Here is a 26,477-nt window from a genome sequence, read left to right as displayed (position 1 = left end):
GTGCTCACTCATTAGATTGGCCGCGTGAACGAGCAGATGCGGCGGCGAGCTGCGCCGTTAGCGCCCGAGAGCAGGCGGGCGGCCATCATTGCGGCCACGTTACCCCTGCTGAGAGCCGAGGGGCTCAACGTGAGCACCCGCAAGATCGCGGAGTGTGCCGGGGTGGCCGAGGGGACGATCTTCCGGGCCTTCCCCGACAAGGCGGCCCTGATCTCCGCGACGCTGGCCTACGCCTTCGACCCGGCGCCAGCCATCGAGTCGATCAAGGCGATCGCGGGCGATCCCGATCTTCGATTCCGGCTCAGGACCGCAGTACACGTGATCATGCGCCGGTTCAAGGACAACCTCCCCCTGATCATGGCCCTGCGCGCCTCAGGTGTCGCGATCCAGCCGGCCGATGCGCGCGAAGGCATGGCCAGGATCGTGCAAGCCCTCACCGACCTACTCAAACCCGACCAGCACCAGTTGCGCCTGCCCGCGGATTCCATCGCCTGGCTGCTCATCTCCATGATCATGTGCCACAACCCGAAGGATGCCATCTCCGGTGACGACATGGTCACCGTGGTCCTCGACGGAGCGCTGTTCCCCGAAGCCAAGAAAGAACTCCCATGCTGATTAGACTCCTGCGCCGTCACCTTGCCCCCTACAAGCGACAGCTCACTCTGGTCGTGCTGTTGCAACTGATTCAGACCGTCGCCACCCTCTACCTGCCCACCCTTTACGCCGACATCATCGACCACGGAGTCGTCAAGGGCGACATCAACTACATTCTGCGCGTCGGTGGGATCATGCTCGGCGTTTCGCTGGTGCAGCTCGTCTGCTCCGTGGGCGCTGTCTACTTTGGAGCGCAGACCGCCATGGCGGCCGGACGCGACATCAGATCGGCCATCTTCGAGCGGATACAAGACTTCTCGGCGCGCGAGGTGGGCCACTTCGGGGCCCCGTCGCTGATCACGCGGACCACCAACGACGTGCTCCAGGTGCAGATGCTGGCGCTGATGACGTTCACCATGATGGTGTCGGCGCCCATCATGATGGTCGGCGGCATCATCCTCGCGTTGAGGCTCGATGTGCAGCTCTCCGGCCTGCTGCTGGCCGTGATCCCGGCTCTGGTGATCGGGATCGGGATCATCATCTACCGGATGCGCCCGCTGTTCCGCGCGATGCAGAACAACATCGATGAGGTCAACCGCGTGATGCGGGAGCAGATCACGGGCATCCGGGTCATCCGCGCCTTCGTGCGCGACAAGCACGAGCAGGAGCGTTTCGCGGGCGCCAACAGCGACCTGACCGCTGTCTCGCTGGCCGTCGGCAAGCTGATGGCGTTCATGTTCCCGCTCGTCATGCTCATCATTAACGTGACCACCGTGGCCGTGCTCTGGTTCGGCTCGATGCGCATCGACAGCGGCGAGATGGAAATCGGTGCGCTGACAGCGTTTCTCAGCTATCTGATGCAGATCCTCATGGCCGTGATGATGGCCACGTTCATGTTCATGATGATCCCGCGGGCCGAGGTGTGCGCTGAGCGGATCGAGGAGGTGCTCGACACCGAGTCGAGTGTCGCCCCGCCGTCCGATCCGGTGACGATCCTGGGGTCCAACGGCCACCTCGAAATGCGCGATGTCGAGTTCCGCTACCCCGGCGCGGAGGAGCCGGTGCTGCGCGGCATCGACCTGATCGCACGCCCGGGCGAGACGACGGCCATCATCGGCAGCACGGGCAGTGGAAAGTCGACGCTGCTGCACCTGGTGCCCCGGCTGTTCGACGCCACGGGCGGCCAGGTGCTCGTCGATGAGGTCGACGTGCGCAAGCTGGAGCCCGGCGCCCTGTCGCGCACCGTCGGCTTCGTGCCCCAAAAGCCTTATCTCTTTACGGGTACCGTCGCCAGCAACCTCAGATACGGCAACGCCGACGCCACCGACGAGGAGCTGTGGAAGGCGCTGGAGGTGGCCCAGGCGCGAGACTTCGTCGAGCAGATGCCGGAGGGGCTCAACGCCCCGATCGCACAGGGCGGCACGAACGTCTCGGGCGGGCAGCGCCAGCGGCTGGCCATCGCCCGCGCTCTGGTGCGCCGCCCCGAGATCTACCTGTTCGACGACTCGTTCTCAGCGCTCGACTACTCCACCGACGCCGCGCTGCGCGCGGCTCTGGCCCGCGAAACCACCGACGCCACGGTCGTCATCGTGGCCCAGCGCGTCAACACCATCCGCGACGCCGACCGGATCCTGGTGCTCGACGACGGGCAGGTGGTCGGCAACGGTACCCACACAGAACTCATGCGCAGCAACGAAACCTATCGGGAAATCGTGCTGTCCCAGCTCACGGAGGAAGAAGCAGCATGAGCGCCCCCACTCGTAAACCCGAATCCAACCCCCGTTTTGGGCCCGCGGCGATGATGGCCGGGCCGCCGATCGCCAAGCCGATGAACTTCAAGGCCTCGGTGCGGCGGATCCTGGGGATGCTGCGCCCGGACAAGAAGCTGCTTTGGGCCGCGCTGGTGCTCGGCATCACCGGTGTCACGCTCGCGGTGATCGGGCCGAAGATCCTCGGCCACGCCACCGACGTGATCTTTGAGGGCTTCATCGGCTCACAGCTGCCCGCGGAGCTGACCAAAGACCAGGCGGTGGAAGCGATCCGGCTGTCGGGCAACAACACCTTCGCCGACCTGGTGGCCTCGATGAGCGTCGTGCCGGGACAGGGCATCGACTTCACCAAGCTGAGCCAGGTGCTGATGTGGGCGCTGGCCGTCTACGTGGCCTCGTCGGTGTTCTCGCTGTTCCAGTTCCGGCTCATCACCACGGTCGTGCAGCGCACCATTTACCGGCTGCGCGAAGAGGTCGAGGCCAAGCTGTCCCGGCTTCCGTTGAGCTACTTCGACAAGCAGGCCCGCGGTGAGGTGCTCAGCCGGGCCACCAACGACATCGACAATGTGGCGCAGACGATGCAGCAGTCGATGAGCCAGCTGATGAACTCGGTGCTCACCATCATCGGCGTGCTGGCAATGATGTTCTGGATTTCGCCGCTGCTCGCGCTCATCGCGCTGGTGACCGTACCGGTGTCGGTCTTCGTCACGATGCGGATCGGCAAGAAGGCGCAGCCCCAGTTCATCGCGCAGTGGGCGACCACCGGAAAGCTCAACGCGCACATCGAGGAGATGTACACCGGGCACTCGCTGGTGAAGGTCTTCGGGCGGCGCAAGGAGGCCTCCGCGACGTTCAAACAGCACAACGATGCCCTCTACGCGTCGAGTTTCAAGGCGCAGTTCATCTCCGGGATGATCCAGCCCGCGATGTTCTTCATCGGCAACCTGAACTACGTGCTCGTCGCCGTGGTCGGCGCGCTGCGCGTGGCCAACGGCTCGCTCAGTCTCGGTGATGTGCAGGCGTTCATTCAATACTCGCGCCAGTTCAGCCAGCCGCTGAGCCAGGTCGCGGCCATGTCCAACCTGGTGCAGTCTGGTGTCGCGTCGGCCGAGCGGGTCTTCGGCCTGCTCGATGCCGAAGAGCAGAGCCGCGAGCCGGTGCTGCCGGAACGGGTGCCGCAGGCGCGGGGCGAGGTCGCCTTCGAGAACGTCTCCTTCCGGTACAAGGAGGAGGAGCCGCTGATCGAGGACCTCTCGCTGCGGGTGGAGCCGGGCCAGACCGTCGCCATCGTCGGGCCGACCGGCGCGGGCAAGACGACGCTGGTGAACCTGTTGATGCGCTTCTACGAAGTGGACAGCGGGCGGATCACCCTCGACGGCGTGGACGTCACCAAGATGACGCGCGAGGACCTGCGCTCGAAGATGGGCATGGTTTTGCAGGACACCTGGCTCTTCGGCGGTACCATCGCGGACAACATCGCTTATGGGGCCGACAACCCGTCCCGCGAGCGGATAGTCGCGGCGGCCAAGGCCACCCATGTCGACCGGTTCGTGCGCACGCTGCCCGAAGGCTACGAGACCATCCTCGACGAGGAGGGCTCGAACGTGAGCGCGGGTGAGAAGCAGCTGCTGACCATCGCACGGGCGTTCCTGGCCGAGCCGAGCATCCTCATCCTCGACGAGGCGACCAGCTCCGTGGACACGCGCACCGAGGTGCTCATCCAGCGGGCGATGTCCTCGCTTCGCTCCGGCCGCACCAGCTTTGTCATCGCGCACCGCCTGTCCACCATCCGCAACGCCGACGTCATCCTGGTGATGGAGTCGGGCCGGATCGTGGAGCAGGGCTCGCACGACAAGCTCATCGCCGCCGGCGGCGCCTACGCACGCCTGTATCAGGCCCAGTTCGCCGGGGCGGCTGTCTGATTCGTTCAAGACGCAGGGTAGAACGCCAGCTAGCTTGATAGTCATGACTCTCAGGCTGGACATGATTGGTATGGCCGTTGCCGATATGGGCAAGGCACTGGCGTTCTACCGGCTGATGGGGCTGGACCTCCCGCCCGGCGCGGAGAAGGAGGACCATGTCGAGTCCACGCTTCCCGGCGGAATAAGGATCGCGTGGGATCTGATCAGCATGGTGCGCACCTTCGATCCGGAATGGACCGAGCCCACCGGCAGCCCCCGCATCTCACTGGCCTTCCTGTGCGGTTCCCCGGCGGAGGTCGACCGGCTTTACGCCGAGGTCGTCGCGGCTGGGTATCGGGGGCACAAGGAACCCTGGGACGCCTTCTGGGGTCAGCGTTATGCGACCATCGTCGATCCCGATGGCAACGGCGTGGATCTGTTCTGTCCCCTCACCCCACCAGCGAGCTGAGCGGGACCCCGGCCATGTCCTTGACGTCGCGCGCCAGGTGGGCCTGATCGGCGTAGCCCGCCTGCGCCGCGACCGTCGCGAATGGAGTGCCGGCGCGGGCCAGGGCGAGGGCCCTGTTCATCCGCAGGATCCGGGCGAGCGTCTTGGGGCCGTAGCCGAAGGCGTCGAGGCAGCGCCGGTGCAACCGGCGTTCGCCCATGTCGAGCAGCGCAGCAGTCTGTGCCACGCCCGCCCCGGCGTCCAGCGACTTGACGATCAGGGCCAGCGCCGGATCGCTGGGCGGCATCACTTGCGCGGCAACATCTTCCAGCGCCGCCAGGTGGTTGTCGGCACCGGTCACCCGGTCGGCCAGGCGGCGCACCCTCGCCGCCGGCCACAGCTGCGCCAGCGGCACCCGCTGATCGCGCAGCGCCGCCGCGGGCACCCCCAGCACCGCGGGGCCCATGCCCGGCGCGAACCGCAGCCCGGCGTAGGTCGCAGGCTCGCCCGAGGAGTGCGCGTGGGTATCCGGCCCGGCGACGATCAGCGTGCCGTCTGTCCAAATGAGATCCATGCAGCCATCGGGCAGAACCAGCCCCGGGTCGGCCTCAGGCGTCGGCCTTTCCCAGGCCACCACGCCAGGCAGGCGGGAACGCCGCTCACGGTAGCCGGTCACAGGCTGCTCACTGGCGATGGGCACGGGCCATTCTATTGCGCCACCCTGTCAATCGGGTTGAACGGCTCCGGCGGCTGGAACGGCGGGGCCTCAGGCGGCCCGGGTGCGGGCGTCACTCCGGGCGGGACCACCTCCGGCGAGACCCCGGGGGCCGCCTGCGGCTCCGGCGAAACCTCGGGCCCGGCCGACGGCGCGGCCGAGGGTGCCACCGGCCCGGCCGGCGGCGCGATTTGCGGCGCGGGGGCGGGCGCCGCGGCCGCCTCCGGCGAGGCGGCTTGCGTCGCGGGTGGCGGCGCGGTCGGCGCGGTGGTGGCTGGCGGTGGCGTGGCCGGGGCGACGGTCGCCGGCGGCGCCGAGGTTTGCGGCGCGATCGCAGTGGGCGACGGGGTCACCCCGGGCGTGGCGGATCGGCCACCCGACGGCCCGGGTTTGCCGCCGCTGTCCACTTTGGATGACTGGCTGGACGGGGCGACCGTGGGCGTCACCGTCCCCGTCGGCTGCTTGTCGTGCATGTCCGCGAAGAGGAAGGTGGCCAGCAGGGCCAGCCCGAGCCCGGCTCCGGCGGCGGCGACCTTCGTGCCGCGCCTGCGCCGGACACCTCCCACCGTCATCGGCACGGGCAGCATGTCCGACAGCGTGGTGCCGTCCTTGCCCGGGCCGCGAAGGGGTGACTGGGCCGCGGCCCTGATCGGCTGCCCGGTGGTGACCACCGTCGATTCCGCGCCCCCGCCCGACCCCGAGATGGTCCGCAGCAGGTGGGCGGCGTGACCGAAAGCGGCGGCGCTGGGAAACCGTTGCGCTGGGTCCTTCGCCATCGCCCGGCTGACCAGCTCACGTACCTGCGGCGAAATTCCGTCGGGCAGCGGCGGCGGCTCGTCCTGGACGTGGTGCAAGGCCACCTCGATCGGGGTGTCGCCCTGGAACGGCGGCACGCCGGCCAGACAGTGATAGGCGACCGCACCCAGCGCGTAGATGTCGGCCGCCGCCGTGGCGGAGCGGCCCATCGCCTGCTCGGGCGCCATGTACCGGGCCGTGCCCAGCACCGCGTTGGTGGCGGTGAGCGCCGCCGACTCCACCGAGCGGGCCACCCCGAAGTCGGCCAGCCGGATCGTGCCGTCGCTGGTGACAAGCAGGTTGCTGGGCTTGACGTCGCGGTGAACGATGTTGGCGTCGTGCGCCGCCTGAAGGGCCGAGGCCACCTGTGCCACCATCGACAGCGTCTCGGCCACGCCGAGCCGGCCCTTGACCTCCATCCGCGCCGACAGCGGCTCGCCCTCGACGCACTCCATGACCAGGTAGACAGCGACCTCATCGGGGGCAAGCTCGCTCTGGCCGTAGTCGTAGACGTTGACTATGCCGGGGTGGTGCAGCGCGGCCATGATCCTCGCCTCGGCGAAGAAGCGCGCCGAGAACCCGGGGTCGGCGATCAATGCGGGCAGCAGTGTCTTGACTGCGACGGTGCGGCCGAGCAGAAGATCGGTTGAGCGCCAGACGTCGCCCATCGCTCCCCTGCCGAGCCGGTCGTCCAGCCGATAACGCTCGCTCAGCACGACTCCGGGTTGCAGCACTTCGGTTTCATACCCCGTTCCCCAGTCTGACGAACCTCAGCGCGATTCTCAGCCGTTTCGGATGCAGAACGTACGCAGGCAGCGCCACCGGCCCACAAGACCCGGAACCGAGCCCGTGCTGGGCAGCGTCAACGTTGACCCAGATCCGGTCACTAGGCACGAGTTCGCTGGTGTGCCGGGCCGCGTCGAGCTGCTCGGTGGTCCATCGGCGGGCGGTGAAAAGGAACGGGGTGTCGCCCTCGATGCGCAGCCCGTTGCCGCCGGAATCGGTCAGACTGGCCCATCGCACATCGATGCGGGCCCCGTTCTCCTGCGGAAAAACGTAGGGGGTCTGCATCTGGTCCACGCTCATCCGGTGCAGGCCCATCTTGGCCGCCTGGCGCGAGTCGGGGTAGGCCTCGCCAGGCCCGCCACCGAACCATTGCGCGATGCCCAGGCTCGCCGGGAGCGCGAAGCGCAGACCCACCCGCGGCAGCGGCACGTGCCATTGCCCGTCGGGCTCCACCTCCACCTCCAGGCGCACCGAGCCGTCGGCCTGCGGCTCCCACCGATATGTGGCCAGCAGGCCGAAATTCGCCGCCGCCGGGGCGAGGCGAACACGCAGCGGATCCAGGGAAATGGTTCGCTGCTTCATGCGGTGCAGGCCCGCGTCGCGCCAGAGCTGCGCCAGTTTCGGGGGACGCCCGCCGAACTGATCATTGTCGATAGGCGCCCGCCACACGTCCAGCCGGACCTCGGGCCCCCTTTCCAGTGGGCCATCGGGGATTGCGGGGAGTTCGTGCCTTGATGGCGAGTCCTGCCATTGACCCCAGGCGATCTCGTGCCCGGCCGGGTCCAGGGCGGAGACCGTGCACCAGCCCGAGCCCGGCGGAACCTCAAGCGGCGCCTGCTCTCCGGGCCGCAGCGGCGGGCACGGCAGCTCGCCACCACCGCCGCCGTCGTAGCCCCAGCGCAGCGAAAAGCCTTCCAGGCTACGGAAGTCGTAACGGTTCTCGATGCCGTCGCGTGTGATCCGGATGGGTTCGATGACCTTCTTGTACTCGGCGAGCCCGGGCGAAGGCGTGCGATCCGGGAAGACGAGGCCGTCGCAGATGAAGCTGCCGTCGTGCAGCTCCTCGCCGAAGTCGCCCCCGTAAAGGAAACCCCTCTCGGAGGCGATGCCGTGATCGATCCACTCCCAGATGAACCCGCCTTGGCAGCGCTCGAAGGTCTCGAACAGGCGCTGGTACTCGGAAAGGCCACCCGGCCCGTTGCCCATCGCGTGGCCGTACTCGCACAGGATGAAAGGGCGTGTCGTGCTCTGGCCGATCTGCGCGACTTCGTCGTGCGGGGCATACATGCGGCTGTTGACGTCGGTGTGCTCGCAGGTGCGGTCGCCCTCGTAGTGCAGCGGGCGGGTGGAATCCAGCGCCCGCATGGCGGCGGCCATCGCCCCCAGGTTGCGCCCGACGCCGGCTTCGTTGCCCAGCGACCACATGATGACGCTCGGGTGGTGCCTGTCCCGCAGCACCATGCGGCGCGCGCGATCCTCCAGCGCCTCGCGCCAAGCCGGGTCGTCGGTCGGGTTGCCTTGCCAGCCAAACGGTTCGAAGCCGTGCGTCTCGAGGTCACATTCGTCGATGACCCAGAAGCCCAGCTCGTCGCAGAAGTCCAGAAAACGCGGGTGCGGCGGGTAGTGGCTTGTCCGCACCGCATTGACATTGTGCGCGCGCATCAGTTCCAGGTCGGCGCGCATCACCTCCTCGCTCAGCGCCCGCCCGGTGACCGGATGGAACTCGTGCCGGTTCACGCCGCGGAAGAGGATCCGCCGGCCGTTCACCTTCAGCACACCATCCTCAATGGACACGGTGCGAAAGCCCACCCGGATCGTCGCCGTCTCCGGCCCGCTACGGATCACCACGTCGTACAGGTACGGGGTTTCCGCCGTCCACGGGCGCACCGGCCGGCTCAGATCCGGGCCGCTGACCACCTCGGCCCCGTCGACGGTCAGGGTCCCCAGCCCGGTCTCGTGGTCGAAGCCTGCCTGCACCCGCACCTGATCCAGCCCGCCCGCCGGACGCGCGATCAGGCGCACCTCGCGGAAAATCCCCGGCCACCACCACATGTCCTGGTCTTCCAGGTACGTGCCGGGCGACCACTGATGCACCCGCACCGCGAGCACGTTGCCTGTTTCGCGCAGCAGGTGGCCGACAGCGAACTCGTTGGGCAGCCGGCTGCCGAAGGTCACGCCCAGCTCGACGCCGTTGAGCCAGACCCGGCCGCACGAGTCGACCCCCTCGAAGCGAAGCGCCGCATCGCCTGCGGGCCAGCCCGGGGGCAGGTCGAAGGTGACGCGGTGGTCACCGGTCGGGTTCTCATCGGGTACCAAGGGAGGCTCAACCGGAATGGGGTAGTTCGCGTTGGTGTAGGCGGGCGTGCCGAAATGGGAGGGAACCGGCTTGATCTCCCACCCGCTGTCGTCGAAACCGGCCGAGGCGAAGTCGGCCGGGCCGTCCGCGGTGGGCAGCAGGCGAAACCGCCACTGGCCGCTCAGGTCGAGCACCGGAGCGTCGGAGGCCAGACAGGGCCGCGGCGACAGGGTCCCCACGGGCACGGGAACCCTTTTCAGGTAAGACATTTTCGAACAGTAAACGTTTACCATCAGCTCAGTCAACCCTGGCGCTGCGGGGCGGTGTTCGCTAGCTTCAGCGCATGCGGCTCGCCCAAGCCACGGTCACCATCGACGCCCCGATCGACCTCGTCTGGTCGGTCATGCTCGACCTGCCCGCCTACCGGGAGTGGAATCCTTTCATCTACCGTGCGCGCCGCTCCGGCGGCGAGACGGCCCGCGTCGGCGACGACATCCTGCTGCACGTGAAGTTCAGCAGCGGCCGCCGGTTCGCCAGCCCGGAGCGGATCACCACCATCGATGCCCCGGCCAACGGCAAGGCCACCCTCGAGTACGAGTTCCGTGGCCCGCTGCACGTAACCGGGCTGATCCGGGGCCGGCGGCGGCAAGCCTTGGAAAACGTTGGCGGGTCCACCGTTTACCGCACCGAGGAACGCTTCCGCGGCCTCATCGGCTTCACGGTCTCGGTGGCCGCTGTCCAAGACGGCTTCGAAAGGCACGCCGCCGCCTTGAAACAGCGGGTCGAGTCACTCAAGCACGTCTAGGAAAGCCTGGGCGAGCACGGCATGGCCGGGCAGGTTCGGGTGGATCCGGTCGTGCGCCCAGTCGAGCGAGCTCGTGGTGGTCAGCGCGCGGTCGAAGGCCTCCTGTGAGCGCACATGCAGCGCGCCGAACTCGGCCGCCAGCCGGGCCACCACCTCGCAGTAGCGGCGGGTTTCCACCAGCTGCGGCTCGGCCTGATCGGCCTCGATGAGGTAGGGGTCGGCCAGGATGAGCTTGCAGCCCGTGCCGTCCACAGCCCGCTTCAGCAAGCGGTGCAACGTTTCCTCATACTCGCCGATCGGCACGGCCTCGGAACCCCTGTCCTCGAAGGCCCGCCAGATGTCGTTGATGCCGATCATCACGGAGAGCCAGTGCGGCTTCAGCTCGACCACGTCCTCCTCCCAGCGGCCGTCGAGGTCGCGCACGGTGTTGCCGCTGATGCCGGTGTTGAACCAGGTCAGGCCCAGCTCGGGATGGCGTGCCGTGACGAACGCCCGAACCAGGCTCATGTAGCCGTTGCCGTAGGGCGGAACGTCTCGCAGCCTCTCCGAGTCGGTGATGCTGTCACCGATGAAGACGATCCGCTGTCCAGGGCCAAATTGCATCGGTTTCTCCTCAGAAATAGGTGCGCAGCAGGTCGGACACCCGATAGTCGTCCTCGACCACCGGGATCACCCGCCACTTGTCGAAAGCCGTGCACGGATGCGAGATGCCGAAACAGATCAGCTCGCCCGCGCTTGCCTGGACTCCCGTCACGTAAGCGTGGTGGTCGTTGAGCCTGACCACCTCTGCCCCGCTCACGTTACGCACCTTGCCATCCAGCCCCCGGATCCGCAACGGCACCGGCAGCCCTTCGTCGTGCGGGGCGTCCCGCTTGCCCATGCCCGCTATCACCAGGCCCTCCTCGGGCGTCGACGTCACCTGCGCCCACAGCTCGATCGCCGCTTTCAGGGATCCTTTCTCGGGTACCCGGAGAAAAGGCGTGTGTTCCAAATAGAAACCGTCATCGTGCGAAAGGTAGGCGCCGCTGCGCAGCACGACCTTGAGTCGATGACCGGGCAGCCATTGCCCGGCGAGCCCGTCGGCCACCACATCGAAGTAGGTGCTCCCACCCGCCGTGACAATGACTTCCTCCTCGAGGAGGCCTTCGGCCGCCAACGTGAGCGCGGCCTGTTTGAGCGAGTCCACATAGGCCGCGACCGCCCGCGCATCGGGCAACCCGCCCTCATATCCGGCCACCCCCTTGACCGTGACGTTTCCGCTTTCCTTCGCCGCCCGCACCACCTGCACAAGCTCGTTTGCCGAGCGGCACCCTGCTCGCCCACCGGCGAACCCCAGCTCGGCGAAGACGCTGACCGGCCGCCCGACCTGCTCCAGCACGCGCACCCCGGCCAGCGAGTCCACAAAGCACGAGAAATCGAACCCCTCCTGGGTGGCGAGCCAGCGCAACGGTCCCGGATCGAGCACCTCGTTGGCCAGCAACACCCGCGGCACACCGAACTTGGCGGCCACCAGCGCCTGGTTCACGGTCGCCAGGGTGATGCCCCAGGCCCCGGCGTCGAGCTGCATCTGCCACAGCGTCGGCGACATTGTCGTCTTCCCGTGCGGAGCAAACTCGAAGCCGTATTCCCGGCAGAAGGCGGCCAGCGTGGCCAGGTTGTGGTCCAGCGCGCTGCGCCGGAGCACCATGATCGGCCAGGTGAACGCCCCGCCGAAGAGGTTATGTCCTTCTTGGACGAATTCTACAAAGGACACTTCGCGTTTTGGCTGCCAAAAGCCCTTACCCACACATTCCACGCGCATGTGGTTCACTCTAGTGATGTCATATGAGGTAACGCGTCGCGCCGCCCTTGGGGTTGGCGCCGCAGCGGCGGCCACTTTCGCTTTCGGCTCACCGGCGGGGGCAACCGAGACTGACAAAAATCCCGTCAACCACATCCGCAAGAAATACTCCAAGCTCACGGCCGAGGCGGGCGGCCGATGGCATTCACACATCGCTATGGTCAACGGCGAAGGGGCGCTGGAGACCGTGCTCGAAGACGACGCCGACTTCGTCACCAACGGCTACAGCGTTCAGAAGCTCTTCGTCGCGATGACCGTGCTCGACAAGGTCGACCGGGGCCTGCTCACCATGGGCCAGCGTCTCGACCTGCAAGCCAGCATCATCCTCGGCGGCAGCGGCATCTACCATCTGCACGGCGTGTGGGGCGACGACATCACCATCGCCAACTTCCTCACCGCCATGCTGCTGGTCTCCGACAACACGTCGGTGCGCATGTGCGGCCGGGTCGTGCCCGCCCTGGAAATCAACGAAATCCTTGCCGCCAAAGGGTTTGTCAAGACCCGGGTGGAGCCGGTGGCCAACCCCAACCGGTTCTTCCTCGGCGTGACCACGCCCCGGGAAACCCACGACTTCCTCTGGCGTCTGGCCAACGGCACCCTGCTCAGCCCGGCCTCCACCGACTTCCTGCTGCGGGTCACCCGCTGGGTCAACGGATACCACGACGGCATCCGCCGCTCGATGTCCTCCAATGAGCGCAGCCGGGTCGCCACCAAGTACGGCGCCGACTTCAACACCCTGGGCGCGGCCCGCAACGAGGCCGGCATCATGTTCAATACCGACGGCTCACCCGCCCTGACCTACGCCATGTTCGCCGACTCCCTCGGCGATCTCGACAACTACGGCTCCACCCACCCGGCCGTCGAGGTGCACGCCAAACTCGGCCGCGTCATGTTCGACTCCCTGCCCGCCCCCGTCGCCGGCCTCGCCGCGCGCTCGTTCCGCCACACCGTGCCGCAGTTCGTCCCGGTCAACGGCGGCTAATAGCTTCGCAATCTTGGACGTTTCTTGTGGCTATAGCGACAAGAAACGTCCAACTTTGACTTCGCCTAGGGCGGCGGGGCGGTGCTTTCACGGCGGACGATCTCGCAGCCGATCTCCTCGATGCGCGGCGGGCGGTCGCGCAGGCTGTCGTCCAGCGCCATCGTCATCGCCCGGGCGCCGATCTCCGCCAGCGGCAGCCGCACGGTGGTCAGGGCGGGCGTGACATCGCGCGCTATGGGCATGTCGTCAAAGCCGATCACGCTGATCTGGGCCGGCACCTCGATCTTCGCCGAACGAAGGTAGGCGAGGGCGCCGATGGCCATCGAGTCGTTGAGCGCCGCGATCGCGGTCAGCTGTGGCCGCTGCGCGAGCAGGGAGGCGGCCGCGGCAGCGCCGCCGTCGCGATCGAAGTCGGCGTAAGCGACATGCCGCAGCGGACGCGAGTAGTCGCGCGCCGCGCGGCGCAGGCCGGCCAGCCGGTCGGTGGTGGTGGTCAGCAGGCGGGGGCCCGCGATGACCCCGATTTCCCGGTGACCCAGGCGAAAAAGCTCAGCGCCCAGCAGATAGCCACCCGATTCGTTTGCGGGCATCACGGCGTCGCTGGCGTGCTGGTGGCGGCCGATCACGGTGACCCGGCCACCGGTGCGTTCGTAGACCTGCAGCTTGGAGTTGAGCGACCGGGTGAACTGGGCATCGTGGTAGCCCGACCCGGCCAGGATGATCGCGGCCGCCTGCTGGGCCCGAAGCAGCTCAACGTATTCCAGCTCCCGCTCGGGGTGGCGGTAGCTGTTGCAGATGATGACCAGGCGGCCATGCTCGGTGGCGACACGCTGCAGGCCACGCGTGATCTCGGCGAAGTAGGGATCGGAGACGTCGTGCACGATGACACCGATGGCGCTGCGCTGCGAGCGGGCCAGCGACTGGGCGTGGGCGTTCGGGACGTACTGCAGCTCCTCAACGGCGGCAAGCACTCTGACCCGCAACCGCTCGGTGACGGGCTTCGCGCTGCCATTGATGATGCGTGAAGCCGTCGCCTGCGAGACGCCAGCTCGTCTCGCCACGTCGGCAAGCGTCGCCATGGCGGCCTCCGGTTGGTGGTTGGTAGCCTCAGAGTAGCTGAAGAAAGCCCTTTCCCAGGTTGAGGAGTCCCATCATGAGCGAACTTCCCGGTGGCGTAGGCGTTTCCCAGCTGAGTGTCTATCCGCAGAGCGGTTCGCCCCACATGCACCTGTGCTGCAGCGAGTCCTATGTGGTCACCGGCGGCGCCGGAGAGGTGCAAACCCTTACCCTTTCTGGGTACCAGGAGACGCCGCTCAAACCCGGGGCCGTCGTCTGGTTCCGCCCCGGCACCATCCACCGGCTGATCAACCATGGTGACCTTCAGATCGTGGTGCTCATGCAGAACAGCGGGCTGCCCGAAGCCGGCGACGCGGTGCTTACCTTCCCGCCCCAGATCCTGGCCGACCCGCTGGCCTACGCGGGCGCCGCCACGCTGCCTCCGGGCGGCGTCGAGGCCGCGTTGCAGCGCCGTGAGCTGGCGTTGGAAGGTTTCGCCGAGCTGCGCGACGCGGCCGTGGCCGGCGACTTCGGGCCGCTGCGCGACTTTCACGCCGCCGCGATCAAGCTGGTTTCGCCACAGCTGCCCGCCTGGCGGGAAAGATGGACCGCGGGGGCCAAGCGCATGGCCGACGACACCGGCCGCCAGCTCGACGCCCTGGAGTCCGGGCAGGCGCCGCATCTGTCCGACGCGCAGGTGTTCCAGCTCGCCGAGCCGACCGAGGTCGGCCGCCGCGGCATGTGCGGCCTGCTGAACACCTACCTGACCAGCTGAGCCGTTTTTGGGTATTGCTGCATTGACATCCCTCGCTTAAAGTGCCGGGAAAGCGCTTGCCATGTAGTCGGCGGCGGGCGGCGCCAACCATGATGCCCATGGATGGAGGGTTCAATGCGCAACCCGTTTCGCGTGCTCTCGTTCGTCTTGATCCTGGTAGCGGCCGGTCTGGTCGGGCCTGCCGCCGCCTCCGCCGCACCCCGCTTCCACGTCCTGGTGTTCAGCAAGGTCAACGGATTTGTCCACGACTCGATCCCGGCCGGCAAGGCCGCGATCCAGCAGCTGGGGGTGGACAACAACTTCCAGGTGACCGTCTCCGACGACGCCAACCTGTTCACCGACGCGGGCCTTGCCCCGTTCGACGCCGTCATCTTCAACAACACCAACGGCCGCGACGGTGCGGTGCTCACCGCCGCGCAGCGTGCCGCGTTCGAGCGCTACATCCGCGCGGGCCACGGCTACACCGGCATCCACGCGGCCACCGCCACCGACTACGACTGGGCCTGGTACCACAGCATGGTCGGCGCGACCTTCTCGGTGCATCCGGCGATCCAGAACGTCACCGTTCAGGTCGACGACCGGGTGCATCCGTCGACCCGCAATCTTCCGCAAAGCTGGGTGCGCTCGGAGGAGCCCTACGACTTCCGGGCAAATCCGCGCGGAACAGTGCACGTGCTGGCAAGCTTCGACACCCGCAGCTACACCGGTCACCTGATGGGCGCCGACCACCCGATCGCCTGGTGCCAGAACTTCGAAGGCGGGCGCTCCTGGTACACCGCGCTCGGCCACAACATCTCCGCCTTCTCCGAACCGCTGTTCCTGTCCCACATCCTGGGCGGAATCGAGTGGGCGGCCGGGGCGGCGGCGGGTGACTGCGGCGCCACCGAGGAGGACCGCTACGAGAAGGTCCTGCTCGACGGCAACACCGACGACCCCCTGGACATGGACGTCGACCCGGCGGGCCGGGTCTTCTACGTCCAGCGCGCGGGCAAGGTCAACGTATTCGACCCCACCACCCAGCTCACCACCACCGCCGCCACCCTGAGCGTGCTCGTCGAGCACACCCACGGCATGCACGGCATCGTGCTGGACCCCAACTTCGCCACCAACAAATGGCTCTACATCTACTATTCGCCGCTGTCGACGGCCGTGAACAGGGTCTCCCGATTCACCTTCGTCGAGGCGTCCAAAACGCTCGACCTGGCCAGCGAACGCATCCTGTTCTCGTTCAGCTCGCAACGGCAGGTCAACGCGCACGAGGGCGGCGGCCTGGCCTTCGACACCAACGGCAACCTCTATGTGGCCACCGGCGACAACTCCTCGCCGTGCTGCAGCGGCTTCGGCGCGTTCGACGAACGGGCCGGGCAGGAGAACAACGACGCGCAGCGCTCCTCGGCCAACACCAACGACCTGCGCGGCAAGGTGTTGCGGATCCACCCCGAGGCCAACGGCACCTACACGATTCCGGCCGGCAACCTGTTCGCGCCCGGGACCGCCAGCACCCGGCCCGAGATCTACGCCATGGGCACCCGCAACCCTTACCGCATCTCGGTAGACCCGGAAACCAACTACCTGTACTGGGGCGACGTCGGCCCCGACGCGTCGGCCGACTCGGCGACCCGCGGGCCGCAGGGCTACGACGAGTTCAACCAGGCCCGCTCGGCAGGCAACTACGGCTGGCCGCACTGCATCGGCGCCAACCTGCCCTACCTCGACTTCAACTTCGCCACCAACGTCTCCGGCCCCGCGTTCAACTGCGCAGGCGGCCCGGTCAACAACTCGCCCAACAACACCGGCCTGACCACCCTGCCCGCGGCGCGCGGCGCCTGGCTTCCTTACCCCTACGGCGTTTCGGCGACCTGGCCGGAGCTGGGCAGCGGGGGAAGGCTGGCCATCGCCGGCCCCATGTACCACTACGACGCAGCCTCATCGAGTGACGTCAAATTCCCGCAGTACTACGACGACACCATGTTCATCGCCGACTGGACCCGCAACGCGATCTTCGAGGTGAAACAGAACGCGGCCGGGCAACCCTTCTCCATCAACAGGTTCATGCCCCACTGGACCTTCCTGCGCCCCATCGACATGGAGTTCGGCCCGGACGGATCCATGTACGTCATCGAGTGGGGCACCAACTACGGCGGCTCCGGCCGCGGCGACCCCAACCTCGACTCGGGCATCTACAAAATCAACTATGTGCAGGCCAACGATCGCGCGCCCATCGCCCGCGGCTCAGCGACGCCGACGAGTGGGCAAGCACCGCTGAGCGTGCAGTTCTCCTCGGCCGGAAGCAGCGACCCGGATCCGGGCCAGAGCATCACCTTCGGCTGGGACTTCACCAACAACGGCTCGATCGACTCGACCGCGCCGAACCCGTCGTTCACCTACACCACCAATGGAAACATCACGGCCCGCCTGGTCGTCACCGACTCCACGGGACGGGCCAGCGTCGCCAACATTCCCATCACTGTCGGCAACACGGCGCCGGTGGTGACCCTCACCTCGCCTCTGGACGGTCAGATCTTCGATTTCGGCGGGACGGTTTCCTACTCGGTCAGCGTCAGCGATCCCGAAGACGGCACGACCGACTGCAACGAGGTGGTCACCCAGCCCGCGCTGGGGCACGCCCAGCACGCGCATCCGCTGGAGACGTACAGGGGTTGCAGCGGGACCATTCAGACCATCATCGACAGCGGGCACACCTCCAACGACAACCTCTTCTACGTCGTGGACACCAAATACACCGACCGCGGCGCCAACGGGGTGGCGCGGCTGTCCGGCGGCGACTCGGCCATCCTGCAGCCGCGGCACAAGGAGGCCGACCACTACACGCGCCAATCCGGTACCAGTCTGGTGGACGTGGTCAGCGGCCAGCCCGCGCAGGGACAGATGATCGGCACCATCTCCAACGGGGACTGGGCCAGTTACGAGCCGATCAACCTGCTCAACGTCGACGCGATCCGCTTCCGGGTGGCCAGCGGCGGTGCCGGTGGCACCATCGAGCTGCGGCGCGGCTCGGCCACCGGCCCCTTGCTGGGCAGCGTGGCGGTGGCCAACACCGGCGGCTGGCGCAACTTCGTCAACGTGACCGCCGACATCACCGATCCCGGTGGCAGCTATGAACTTTTCCTGGTCTTCCGCAACACCGCGGCGACCGGCGATCTGTTCAATGTGGACTGGCTGGAGTTCGTGGCTCCCGCCGCGGGGCTCGAGGTCACCGCGCTGAGCCTGCCGCTGCCCGCGATCGGCGGCACGGCCAACACGGCCGTGATCGGTCTGGCCAACCGTACCGCCGCCTCGGTCAGCACGACGCTGACCCTCGCCATGCCGGCCGGCTGGTCCTCGCCACCGGTCAACGTCTCCGTCCCGGCCAACACGACGACCAACTTCAACGTGCCGTTCACCCCGTCGGACACGCTGACCCAGGGCATGCTGGCGCTGTCGACGGTGACCGCCTCGGCGACCGGGTCGAGCGTCTCGCGCACCGCGCAAACCTACGTCGCTCCGGGCGCGGGTCTGATGCGCATCGATTCCGGCTCGGCCACCAGCCCTCTGCTCGGCGGCTACAGCCGGCTGTCGCCGGCCACCGCCTACTCGGCGGCCACCGGGTTCGGCTGGACCGGGACCACCACCGGGCTGTCCGATCGCGACAGAGGCGCACCGGACGTGCTGCGGCGCGACCACGTCACCTCGCAGAGCCCGGCCACGCTACGGCTCAACCTGCCGGCCGGCACCCGGACCATCTGGATCCTCCGCGGGGACAACAACTTCGCTGCACAACCCTTGCTCATCGACATCGGCACTACGCGTGTCCTCAACGGCGGCGTCACCCTCGGCACAGCTCAGTACGCCTGGGAACGCCTCACTGTCACGGGAGGTACCACCGTGGATCTGAGATTCAGCACCAACGTGGCCAATGAGTGGTGGCGCTTCAACGCGCTGATTGTTCAATGACGAGTCCGTTGAGGAGGCTGGCCGCTGCTACGACAAATACGTGGCGGCCGGCCCTCGTCCTGGCGGTAGTGCTCGTTGCCTGGTGGGTCGTGGCGGCCCGCCAGGTCGTGCCCAACTACCTTGTGCCGCGCCCGGAGCAGGTGTGGCAGACCCTGACCGGGCAGTGGGACTTCTTGATGCGCAACAGTTTCGTGACGTTGTGGGAGACCATCCTCGGCTTCGTGCTGGCGGCCCTGATCGGCCTCGGCGCCGCCGTGTTGATCGCCTACTCCAAGACCATGGAGAGGGCGCTCTACCCGATCGTCCTTTTCGCCCAGGTCATCCCGAAGATCGCCATTGCCCCGCTGCTGATCGTCTGGTTCGGCTTCGGCCTCACCCCGAAGATCATCCTGGCGGTGCTGATCGCCTTCTTCCCGGTCGTCATCTCCGGCGTGGCGGGCCTGCGTTCCACCGACCCGGAGCTGCTCGACCTGAGCGCCACCATGGGCGCCTCGCCGTGGCAGACCTTCCGCAAAATCCGGTTCCCGAACGCGCTTCCCCACCTCATGGCCGGCCTGAAGGTCGCGGTGACCCTCGCCGTCGTCGGCGCGGTGGTCGGCGAGTTCGTCGGCGCGACCGAAGGACTCGGCTACGTGCTCCTGGTCGCCAACGGAAACCTAGATGCGCCAATGCTTTTCGCCGACCTGTTCCTCATGTCAGCGATCGGCATCGCCCTGTTCGCCGTCATCGAGGCGGCGGAGGCACTGCTCATCCCCTGGCACGCCAGCAGGCGCGCCGGGACTCCCCTCACCACTTCCTGACACGGAGGAAGCCATGAGACGTTTGCTAGCCGCCCTATTACTTGTCGTCACCGCCGCCGGTTGCGGCGCCTCTGATCCCGGCCCGACCGGCAGACCGGCCGCGCTGAAGAACGTCACGCTGACCCTCAACTGGGTCCCCTACGGCGAGCACGCGCCGTTCTACTACGGCAAGATGAAGGGCTTCTACGAGAACGAAGGCATCAACCTGGAAATCAAGCCGGGCGGCGGATCGGGCAAGACGATCCAGGCCGTAGCTCAGGAACAGACCGACTTCGGCTGGGCCGACACCCCGCCCCTGCTCAAGGGCATCCACACCGGCATGAAGGTGAAAAGCGTCGGCGTGTTCCTGCAGAAGGGTCCGGCATCGATCGAATTCCTTGCCGACAAAGGCATCACGACGCCGTCCGACCTCAAGGGCAAGACCGTCGGCGGCACCCCGGGCGACGCCATGTACGCGACCTTCCCGGCCTGGCTCAAGGCCAACGGCATGCAGGCCGCGGATGTCAAGGTGGTCAACGTCGACGCGGCGGGCAAGATAGCTGCGCTCACCGAGGGCAAGGTCGACGCGATCATGGGCTTCTTCCACGACCAGGCCCCCACCATCGAAGGCAACACCGGCAAGAAGGTCAACTACCTGCTCTTCGCCGACCACGGCATGAACATGCTCGGCACCGGGCTGGTGGTCAACGAAAACTATCTCGCCAAGAACGCCGACCTGGTCAAGGCCTTTGTCCGGGCGACCCAGAAGTCCTGGGCCGAAGCGGCCAACAACATCGCGGCCGCCGCCGACGCGATGGTCGCCATGGCCGAACAGGAGCCCGCGAAAGCGGTGCTCGTCAAGCAGCTCACCCTCGCCATCCCGTTGCTGCAGGGCGCCCCGGGCGTGAACACCGAGGCGAAGTGGGTCGAGACGATCAGCCTCATGTCGCAGTACGCCGAGCTGAAAGACGCCGGTAGCCCTTCGAAATACTGGGACTCCACCTACGCGGGCAAGGGCTGAGGAGATGACCGCTGCCGCCATTGACATCACCGGCCTGGTCGTCACCTTTCGGTCGAAGCGAGCGCAGACCACCGCCCTGACCGAGATCACCATGCAGGTCGAGCCGGGCGAGTTCGTCACCATCGTGGGCCCTTCCGGCTGTGGCAAGTCCACCCTGCTGAAGGTGGTGGCCGGGCTGGTCAGGCCGACCAGTGGCACGGTGTCCTTGATGGGGCAGCAGGTCAACGGCCCGCAGAAGGAAATCGGCTTTGTGTTCCAGCGCGCCGCGCTGCTCGAATGGCGCGGCGCGCGCAAGAACATCCTGCTGCAGGCCGAAATACGCGGCCTGGACCGGGCCGACGCCGCCCGCCGGGCCGACCAGCTCATCGAGCTGACCGGGTTGCAGGGCTTCGAAAACGCTCTGCCGCACGAGCTTTCCGGTGGCATGCAGCAGCGGGTGGCCCTGTGCCGCGCGCTGCTGCACCAGCCGCGGGTGCTGCTCATGGACGAACCCTTCGGCGCCCTCGACGCGCTGACCCGCGAGCAGCTCAACGAAGAACTCAACCGGATCTGGCGGGAGACCGCCACCACCATCGTTCTGGTCACCCATTCCATTGCAGAAGCAGTCTTTCTGGGTACCCGAGTAGAAGTGATGAGCCAACGGCCAGGTCGCCTATTGCGGACTCTCGACGTCGACCTGCCCAAGGAGCGCCGCTACGCTCAGGTCATGTCCGACCCCACCTTCGACCGCCTCGCCAGCGAAATCCGCGGTCTGCTCGGCTCAGGCGCCAACCATTAACCCGCCGCGCACCGCAACCACCCCCCGCCACCCGACCACCCCGCATTACCCGGCCAGGCCGCGCACATCGGCTGGCCTGGGAGCGATGGCTTCGGGCGGCGGCAGTGGCAGCTGAGGCGCGGCATTGGCCGGCGGCGGTCGGGCCGTGGCTGGGCCTTGGCGCGGCGCCCGCAATGCTCACCCTGGGCGCGGCCATGGCGTCCCGGCACGGCGGCGCGGTTCCGTTGGCGGGGCTCGCTTTGGGCGGGCTGCTGATGGCGGCGTTACTCACCGCCCAGGGCTCGCTCGGGTTGCGGCCGCCGCTGGGCGACGGCGGCACCCTGACCGAGGTTGCCCCGGCCTATCTCTCGGCGCGCAGCCGCGTCACGCTGGCCGTGATTCTGGCGCTGGCGATGGTCGGCTGGAACGGCTTCAACGTCGGCCTCGGTGGCGCCTCGCTGGCCACCGTCACCGGGCTGCCCGGTCCACTGGGCGCGCTGGCGCTGGGCGCGCTCGTCTTCGCCGTCTCCTTCGCCAGCCCGCGGCTGGGCAACCGGATTTCGATCCTCACCACCCTGTGCGCCATCGCGCTCGTGGCCTTCTGCGTCAGCCGGCTCTCGCCGTCGTCCACCCCGGTCACATTGTCCGGAGTGGACAGTTCCACCGCCATCGCGGCGGACATCGCCGCCCTCGGCGGGTACATCGCCGTCTTTGCCGTGCGCGCACCCGACTTCACCCACGGGCTGGCCCGCCGCCGCGACCTCGCCTGGTGCGTCGGGCTGCTCGTGGTTCCGGCGCTCTGTGTGGCGATCGCCGGGATAGGCATCTGGCTGCGCACCGGCAACAGCGATGTGGTGGCGGTGCTGGCCCAGTCCGAGGGCATCGCCGCCTACGGCAACCTGTTCGTCACCCTCGCCGTCTTCACCCCGGCCCTCACCACGACCTATTCGGGCGCCCTGGCCATCCGTTCGGTACTGCCCCGGGTCGCCCCCGCGTGGGGCATGCTCGCCGTCGCCGTGCTCGGCGGATTCCTTGCCGTGGCACGCTTCGACACCTACCTGCTGCCCTGGCTCGCCATCCTGGCCGCCGTGCTGCCACCACTGATCGTGCCTATGGCCACCGAAGCCGTCCGACGCCGCCGCGGCCTACCCGCCCGAATCGTGCCGGCCTGGACCTGGATGCCGGCCGGCGCGGTCGCCACCATCCTTACCGCCCTTGGCTTCCTGGCCGCACCGGTAGCGGGCCTGCTGCTGGCCGCGGCGCTGACTACCGCAGCCCACACGCGCCGAGCGAGTTCTCGTAGCCTTTGAAGAAGGCGTCTGTCCGCTGCTTCGCCGTGCCGTGGGCATCGGGGGCGAACCACGGCTGGTTCGGGTCGTCGCCGACCGCGAGCAACCCCTGCTGAAACTCCTCCAGGTCACCGTCGTCGAGGCGGAGCCGGCCGGCCTTGACCATGTCCCCGATGTAGGCGCCCGCCATGCAGTCGGCCTGGAGTTCCTGCTGGATCGTGTAGTCGTAGCTGATGCCCAGCCTGACCTGGATGCCGTGCGCGTACTCATGACCCAGCAGGTAGAACAGGAAGGCATCGCCGATGCGCCGGAACGCGGTCACCGCCCAATCCACGTCATAGGCAATGAAGTCACCGGCCGGACAATAGGCCGCATTGTTCGAGGGGATGGCCTCCCGCCCGCACGCCACCTCACCGGACTCCTCGTAGGCGAAGACCCGCCCGATCGGCTCGAACCGCTGATTGGACTCACGGAACCGCTCCTGCCAGTACTCCTCGGCAAGCACGACCGCGCTGTTGATGTCACGGCGGAACTCTTCGACGGTCATCGTGCCGTCTTCCTGTTCGCCGGGAGGCGCAGTCGAGCCAGACTGGGGCTCATTGGGCAAAACCCCACAGGCCAGGGCGAGAATGGCGGCGACGGCCAGAGCTATCAGGCGCATGGCGGTAGCTATACCCCCTCCGGCTGCCGCTCAGTCGCTACCATCGGCCGATGCAGCTGCCTCTCGATTTGACCTGGGATATCGAGCCGTCATCGTGGCATGTCGACGCCGGCATCGTCACGGTAACCACCGGACCGGCCACCGACTACTTCATCGACCCGGCCGGCGGCCACCGCGCGCTGAACGCGCCCCGCGCCGTGGTGGCCAGTCCGCCGGAAAGCTGGCAGCTCAAGGCCAGGGTGACCGTGGACTTCAGCGGCACCTACGACGCAGGCGTGCTGATGGTCTACGCCGACGACGAGCACTGGGCCAAGCTCTGTTTCGAAAGGTCGCCGCAGGGCTCGGCCATGGTCGTCTCGGTGGTCACCAACGGTGTCTCAGACGACGCCAACGCGTGGGTGGTGCCGGACCCGGCACAGATCTGGCTGCGGATCAGCCGAGTCCGCCAGGCTTACGCCTTTCACGCCAGCCCCGACGGCAAGCAATGGGAGTTCGTCAGATATTTCCGCCTCGACACGAATGCCACGGTAAGGGCGGGAATCGAAGTACAGGCCCCGATCGGCGATGGCTGCACAGCCACCTTTTCCGAGCTATCGATGACCTCCACCGAGCTCCTCGATCTGCGGGACGGATCCTAGTTTTGCAGCTCCGTTGTAGAAATGTTGCGTAGCTGGATCTGACTATTGCATTCATGTGTCTAAACCTGACAGGATCGCGGTAGTCCCCATGCTTCGTGGCAGAAAGGATTGCCCCCGCTCCGCGACCCCTGCCTCCGCTCGGCAGTGCCTTGAAGCATGACCGAGTTGAGGAAAGGGAAACGCCCATGGCAGTCTCACGCCGCAGATTCGTCACCTCCGTCGCGGCAGGTTCAGCCCTGGCCGCGGTGTCGACCACCGAGCTGGTGACCGCGCTGACCAACCCGGCCGCGGCGGCAAGCCCACCCGGCGATGTGGTCGGCAAGATTACCGTTGGCTATCAAGGCTGGTTCGCCTGCATCGGCGACGGATCACCGATCAACGGCTGGTGGCATTGGAGCAACAACTGGGGGCAGCCGCCCTCCCCCAGCAACACCGCGATCGTGTCCTGGCCGGACATGCGCGACTACACGCGCAGCTACCAGACCGCCTACGCCAACCTGGGCAACGGGCAGCCGGCCACCCTGTTCTCCCACTACGACGACCAGACCGTCGACACGCACTTCCGCTGGATGCAGGAAAACGGCTGCGATACCGCTGCGCTGCAACGCTTCAACCCGTTCAGCTCGGAGGGCCCGATCCGCGATGCCATGACCGCCAAGGTCCGCACCGCCGCCGAGGCCCGCGGACGCAAGTTCTACATCATGTACGACGTCACCAACTGGCTCAACATGCAGACCGAGATCAAAACCGACTGGACCACGAAGATGTCGGCCTACACCGCGTCCCCCGCCTACGCCCGCCAGAACGGCAAACCGGTGGTGTGCATCTGGGGTTTCGGGTTCAGCGAGCCCTCTCGCCCGTTCACCCCGCCACCCTGTCTGGAAGTCATCAACTGGTTCAAGGCGCAGGGCTGCTACGTGATCGGCGGCGTGCCCACCTGGTGGCGGCAGGGCATCAACGACTCGCGGGCCGGATTCTTCGACGTCTACACGGCTTTCAACATGATCTCGCCGTGGATGGTGGGACGCGCCGGCTCACCGGCAGACCTCGACTCCTACTACAACAACGTCAACGTCGGGGACATGGCCGAGTGCACCGCCCGTGGCATCGACTATCAGCCCTGTGTCATGCCCGGCGACCTGTCGACCCGAGGCGTACGCCGGCACGGCGACTTCTACTGGCGGCACATCTACAACATGGTTCGCCTTGGCTCGCAAGGCCTCTACGTCTCGATGTTCGACGAGTACAACGAAGGCAACCAGATCGCGAAAACCGCCGAAAGCGCGGCATGGGTTCCCGCCAACTCGGGCATCGTGCCGCTGGACGAGGACGGCACGGCCTGCTCGTCCGACTACTACCTCCGCATCACCGCCGACGGCGGCAAAATGCTCAAGGGACTCATCCCGCTGACCGCGACGCGGCCCACCCAGCCGATCGTCGGCGGCCAGCCGCCCGTCGACTCGAATCTGGCCCGGGGCAAAGCCACCTCCGCAAGCACCAGCAACGGCGGGTTCGCCTCGGCCAACGCGGTCGACGGAAACTCAAGCAGCTACTGGGAAAGCGCCAACAACGCGTTCCCGCAATGGCTTCAGGTCGACCTCGGCGCCGCATCCACCATCAGCCGCGTCGTGCTCAAGCTGCCCCCGGGCTGGGGCGCCCGCACCCAGACCCTCTCGATTCAGGGCAGCACCAACGGTTCCGCCTTCACCACCATCGCCGCCGCGCAGGGCCGCGTCTTCGACCCCGCCGCCGCGAACACCGTCACCATCAACTTCCCCGCCACCTCGGCCCGTTACGTCCGCATCGACATCACCGCCAACACGGGCTGGCCCGCCGGCCAATGCTCCGAGCTCGAGGTCTACGGCACCACCAGCAACCCCCCGGCCGACACCCAGCCGCCCACCGCCCCCGGCAACCTGACCGTCACCGGCAAAACCACCAACAGCGTCTCCCTGTCTTGGCAGCCCTCCACCGACAACGTCGGCGTCACCGGTTACCAGGTGCGCCAAGGCTCCACAGTTGTCGCCACTTTGACGGGTACCACGCACACCGTCACCGGCCTCAACCCCAACACCAGCTACAGCTTCACCGTGACCGCCCAGGACGCCGCCGGCAACACGTCGGCCGCTTCAAACACCGCCACCACTACCACCAACCCGGCTCCGAACGCGAACCTGGCCCAGGGCAAACCCGCGTCAGCGAGCAGCACCACGCAAAACTACGGACCGGGTAACGCGGTCGACGGAAACTCAAGCAGCTACTGGGAAAGCGCCAACAACGCCTTCCCGCAATGGCTTCAGGTCGACCTCGGCGCCACCACCGCCATCAGCCGGATCGTGCTCAAGCTTCCGCCGCCATCGTCGTGGGCCACCCGCACCCAAACCCTCTCCGTGCAGGGCAGCACCAACGGCTCAACCTTCACAGGCGTCGCAGGCTCCGCCGGCTACACCTTCAACCCGGCCACCGGCAACACAGTGACCATCACGTTCCCGGCCACCTCCCAGCGATACGTGAGACTCAACTTCACCGCCAACACCGGCTGGCCCGCGGGCCAGATCTCCGAATTCGAGATCTACGCCTCCTAGCGCTCAACCAGACGAGCCGGGGCCGGGGATC

21 protein-coding genes are annotated in these 26,477 nt (G+C 67.3%); 14 read left to right on the top strand and 7 right to left on the bottom strand.

Going from position 1 to position 26,477, the window contains the following annotated elements; genetic code table 11:
• Nucleotides 1-24 precede the first annotated feature (24 nt).
• Genes Rhe02_RS22925 through Rhe02_RS22910 form a run of 4 tightly spaced genes read left to right on the top strand, consistent with a single transcriptional unit; the run spans nt 25 to nt 4,733 of the window.
• Nucleotides 25-615 carry a TetR/AcrR family transcriptional regulator gene (locus Rhe02_RS22925; protein WP_203910375.1) on the top strand — a complete coding sequence of 197 codons (591 nt, stop codon included), beginning with the start codon at nt 25-27 and terminating at the stop codon, nt 613-615.
• Nucleotides 609-2,342: an ABC transporter ATP-binding protein gene (locus Rhe02_RS22920; protein WP_203910374.1), complete on the top strand. Its 1,734-nt coding sequence runs from the start codon at nt 609-611 to the stop codon at nt 2,340-2,342. Before Rhe02_RS22925 ends, Rhe02_RS22920 begins: the two co-directional genes overlap by 7 nt.
• A complete protein-coding gene (locus Rhe02_RS22915) occupies nt 2,339-4,285 on the top strand; it encodes an ABC transporter ATP-binding protein (protein ID WP_203910373.1) in 1,947 nt (648 codons plus the stop codon). The genes Rhe02_RS22920 and Rhe02_RS22915 overlap by 4 nt, the downstream gene beginning before the upstream one ends.
• A 43-nt stretch (nt 4,286-4,328) precedes the next feature.
• A complete protein-coding gene (locus Rhe02_RS22910) occupies nt 4,329-4,733 on the top strand; it encodes a VOC family protein (protein ID WP_203910372.1) in 405 nt (134 codons plus the stop codon).
• On the opposite strand, the gene Rhe02_RS22905 is transcribed toward Rhe02_RS22910, so the two are convergent.
• Genes Rhe02_RS22905 through Rhe02_RS22895 form a run of 3 tightly spaced genes read right to left on the bottom strand, consistent with a single transcriptional unit; the run spans nt 4,714 to nt 9,573 of the window.
• Nucleotides 4,714-5,412 carry a helix-turn-helix transcriptional regulator gene (locus Rhe02_RS22905; RefSeq protein ID WP_239123995.1) on the bottom strand — a complete coding sequence of 233 codons (699 nt, stop codon included), beginning with the start codon at nt 5,410-5,412 and terminating at the stop codon, nt 4,714-4,716. The genes Rhe02_RS22910 and Rhe02_RS22905 overlap by 20 nt on opposite strands.
• 8 nt (nt 5,413-5,420) lie before the next feature.
• Nucleotides 5,421-6,956, bottom strand: coding sequence for a serine/threonine-protein kinase (locus Rhe02_RS22900; RefSeq protein WP_203910371.1), 1,536 nt, complete (start codon nt 6,954-6,956; stop codon nt 5,421-5,423).
• A 7-nt stretch (nt 6,957-6,963) separates the two neighbouring features.
• Complete coding sequence (locus Rhe02_RS22895; RefSeq protein WP_239123994.1) at nt 6,964-9,573, bottom strand: glycoside hydrolase family 2 TIM barrel-domain containing protein; 2,610 nt, start codon at nt 9,571-9,573, stop codon at nt 6,964-6,966.
• A 74-nt stretch (nt 9,574-9,647) separates the two neighbouring features.
• On the opposite strand from Rhe02_RS22895, the gene Rhe02_RS22890 reads away from it, so the two are divergent.
• Nucleotides 9,648-10,109 (top strand): SRPBCC domain-containing protein, encoded by a 462-nt coding sequence (locus Rhe02_RS22890; RefSeq protein WP_203910369.1) that lies wholly within the window; start codon nt 9,648-9,650, stop codon nt 10,107-10,109.
• Here the strand turns inward: Rhe02_RS22890 and Rhe02_RS22885 are convergent.
• A complete protein-coding gene (locus Rhe02_RS22885; RefSeq protein ID WP_203910368.1) occupies nt 10,092-10,712 on the bottom strand; it encodes an SGNH/GDSL hydrolase family protein in 621 nt (206 codons plus the stop codon). The two genes, Rhe02_RS22890 and Rhe02_RS22885, sit on opposite strands and share 18 nt — an antisense overlap.
• Nucleotides 10,713-10,722: 10 nt before the next feature.
• On the bottom strand, nt 10,723-11,910 hold the full coding sequence (locus tag Rhe02_RS22880) for a type III PLP-dependent enzyme domain-containing protein (RefSeq protein ID WP_203910367.1): 1,188 nt from the start codon (nt 11,908-11,910) through the stop codon (nt 10,723-10,725).
• Between the two features lie 16 nt (nt 11,911-11,926).
• Between Rhe02_RS22880 and Rhe02_RS22875 the strand changes: the two genes are divergently transcribed.
• Nucleotides 11,927-12,931 carry a serine hydrolase gene (locus Rhe02_RS22875; RefSeq protein WP_203910366.1) on the top strand — a complete coding sequence of 335 codons (1,005 nt, stop codon included), beginning with the start codon at nt 11,927-11,929 and terminating at the stop codon, nt 12,929-12,931.
• 65 nt (nt 12,932-12,996) lie between these two features.
• On the opposite strand, the gene Rhe02_RS22870 is transcribed toward Rhe02_RS22875, so the two are convergent.
• Nucleotides 12,997-14,010, bottom strand: a complete 1,014-nt coding sequence (locus tag Rhe02_RS22870) for a LacI family DNA-binding transcriptional regulator (RefSeq protein ID WP_203910365.1) — start codon at nt 14,008-14,010, stop codon at nt 12,997-12,999.
• A 74-nt stretch (nt 14,011-14,084) separates the two neighbouring features.
• On the opposite strand from Rhe02_RS22870, the gene Rhe02_RS22865 reads away from it, so the two are divergent.
• The 6 genes from Rhe02_RS22865 to Rhe02_RS22840 all read left to right on the top strand — a co-directional run bounded on the left by Rhe02_RS22865 (nt 14,085) and on the right by Rhe02_RS22840 (nt 22,583).
• Complete coding sequence (locus Rhe02_RS22865; protein WP_203910364.1) at nt 14,085-14,762, top strand: cupin domain-containing protein; 678 nt, start codon at nt 14,085-14,087, stop codon at nt 14,760-14,762.
• Between the two features lie 114 nt (nt 14,763-14,876).
• Complete coding sequence (locus Rhe02_RS22860; RefSeq protein ID WP_203910363.1) at nt 14,877-18,716, top strand: ThuA domain-containing protein; 3,840 nt, start codon at nt 14,877-14,879, stop codon at nt 18,714-18,716.
• Nucleotides 18,713-19,516, top strand: coding sequence for an ABC transporter permease (locus Rhe02_RS22855; protein WP_203910362.1), 804 nt, complete (start codon nt 18,713-18,715; stop codon nt 19,514-19,516). Before Rhe02_RS22860 ends, Rhe02_RS22855 begins: the two co-directional genes overlap by 4 nt.
• A 13-nt stretch (nt 19,517-19,529) precedes the next feature.
• Entirely contained in the window at nt 19,530-20,516 is a 987-nt protein-coding gene (locus Rhe02_RS22850; protein WP_203910361.1) for an ABC transporter substrate-binding protein, read from the top strand.
• Nucleotides 20,517-20,520: 4 nt separating this feature from the next.
• A complete protein-coding gene (locus tag Rhe02_RS22845; RefSeq protein ID WP_203910360.1) occupies nt 20,521-21,294 on the top strand; it encodes an ABC transporter ATP-binding protein in 774 nt (257 codons plus the stop codon).
• A 104-nt stretch (nt 21,295-21,398) separates the two neighbouring features.
• Nucleotides 21,399-22,583, top strand: a complete 1,185-nt coding sequence (locus tag Rhe02_RS22840) for a purine-cytosine permease family protein (RefSeq protein WP_203910359.1) — start codon at nt 21,399-21,401, stop codon at nt 22,581-22,583.
• On the opposite strand, the gene Rhe02_RS22835 is transcribed toward Rhe02_RS22840, so the two are convergent.
• On the bottom strand, nt 22,540-23,223 hold the full coding sequence (locus tag Rhe02_RS22835; RefSeq protein ID WP_203910358.1) for a neutral zinc metallopeptidase: 684 nt from the start codon (nt 23,221-23,223) through the stop codon (nt 22,540-22,542). The two genes, Rhe02_RS22840 and Rhe02_RS22835, sit on opposite strands and share 44 nt — an antisense overlap.
• Nucleotides 23,224-23,273: 50 nt before the next feature.
• Between Rhe02_RS22835 and Rhe02_RS22830 the strand changes: the two genes are divergently transcribed.
• Nucleotides 23,274-23,861 carry a DUF1349 domain-containing protein gene (locus tag Rhe02_RS22830; RefSeq protein WP_203910357.1) on the top strand — a complete coding sequence of 196 codons (588 nt, stop codon included), beginning with the start codon at nt 23,274-23,276 and terminating at the stop codon, nt 23,859-23,861.
• Nucleotides 23,862-24,046: 185 nt separating this feature from the next.
• Complete coding sequence (locus tag Rhe02_RS22825; RefSeq protein ID WP_203910356.1) at nt 24,047-26,446, top strand: discoidin domain-containing protein; 2,400 nt, start codon at nt 24,047-24,049, stop codon at nt 26,444-26,446.
• Nucleotides 26,447-26,477: the final 31 nt, after the last annotated feature.

The organism is Rhizocola hellebori (assembly GCF_016862955.1).
Lineage (GTDB): Bacteria > Actinomycetota > Actinomycetes > Mycobacteriales > Micromonosporaceae > Rhizocola > Rhizocola hellebori.
This window is presented reverse-complemented; position numbering and strand designations above follow the sequence as displayed.

Excerpts from the sequence above, each read along its gene's own strand:
- Rhe02_RS22870 (WP_203910365.1), bottom strand. The coding sequence starts at position 14,010 with ATGGCGACGCTTGCCGACGTGGCGAGACGAGCTGGCGTCTCGCAGGCG.
- Rhe02_RS22880 (WP_203910367.1), bottom strand. The coding sequence starts at position 11,910 with ATGCGCGTGGAATGTGTGGGTAAGGGCTTTTGGCAGCCAAAACGCGAA.
- Rhe02_RS22885 (WP_203910368.1), bottom strand. The coding sequence starts at position 10,712 with ATGCAATTTGGCCCTGGACAGCGGATCGTCTTCATCGGTGACAGCATC.
- Rhe02_RS22860 (WP_203910363.1), top strand. The coding sequence starts at position 14,877 with ATGCGCAACCCGTTTCGCGTGCTCTCGTTCGTCTTGATCCTGGTAGCG.
- Rhe02_RS22920 (WP_203910374.1), top strand. The coding sequence starts at position 609 with ATGCTGATTAGACTCCTGCGCCGTCACCTTGCCCCCTACAAGCGACAG.
- Rhe02_RS22845 (WP_203910360.1), top strand. The coding sequence starts at position 20,521 with ATGACCGCTGCCGCCATTGACATCACCGGCCTGGTCGTCACCTTTCGG.
- Rhe02_RS22825 (WP_203910356.1), top strand. The coding sequence starts at position 24,047 with ATGGCAGTCTCACGCCGCAGATTCGTCACCTCCGTCGCGGCAGGTTCA.
- Rhe02_RS22865 (WP_203910364.1), top strand. The coding sequence starts at position 14,085 with ATGAGCGAACTTCCCGGTGGCGTAGGCGTTTCCCAGCTGAGTGTCTAT.
- Rhe02_RS22850 (WP_203910361.1), top strand. The coding sequence starts at position 19,530 with ATGAGACGTTTGCTAGCCGCCCTATTACTTGTCGTCACCGCCGCCGGT.
- Rhe02_RS22910 (WP_203910372.1), top strand. The coding sequence starts at position 4,329 with ATGACTCTCAGGCTGGACATGATTGGTATGGCCGTTGCCGATATGGGC.
- Rhe02_RS22895 (WP_239123994.1), bottom strand. The coding sequence starts at position 9,573 with ATGTCTTACCTGAAAAGGGTTCCCGTGCCCGTGGGGACCCTGTCGCCG.
- Rhe02_RS22855 (WP_203910362.1), top strand. The coding sequence starts at position 18,713 with ATGACGAGTCCGTTGAGGAGGCTGGCCGCTGCTACGACAAATACGTGG.
- Rhe02_RS22915 (WP_203910373.1), top strand. The coding sequence starts at position 2,339 with ATGAGCGCCCCCACTCGTAAACCCGAATCCAACCCCCGTTTTGGGCCC.
- Rhe02_RS22830 (WP_203910357.1), top strand. The coding sequence starts at position 23,274 with ATGCAGCTGCCTCTCGATTTGACCTGGGATATCGAGCCGTCATCGTGG.
- Rhe02_RS22835 (WP_203910358.1), bottom strand. The coding sequence starts at position 23,223 with ATGCGCCTGATAGCTCTGGCCGTCGCCGCCATTCTCGCCCTGGCCTGT.
- Rhe02_RS22875 (WP_203910366.1), top strand. The coding sequence starts at position 11,927 with ATGTCATATGAGGTAACGCGTCGCGCCGCCCTTGGGGTTGGCGCCGCA.
- Rhe02_RS22890 (WP_203910369.1), top strand. The coding sequence starts at position 9,648 with ATGCGGCTCGCCCAAGCCACGGTCACCATCGACGCCCCGATCGACCTC.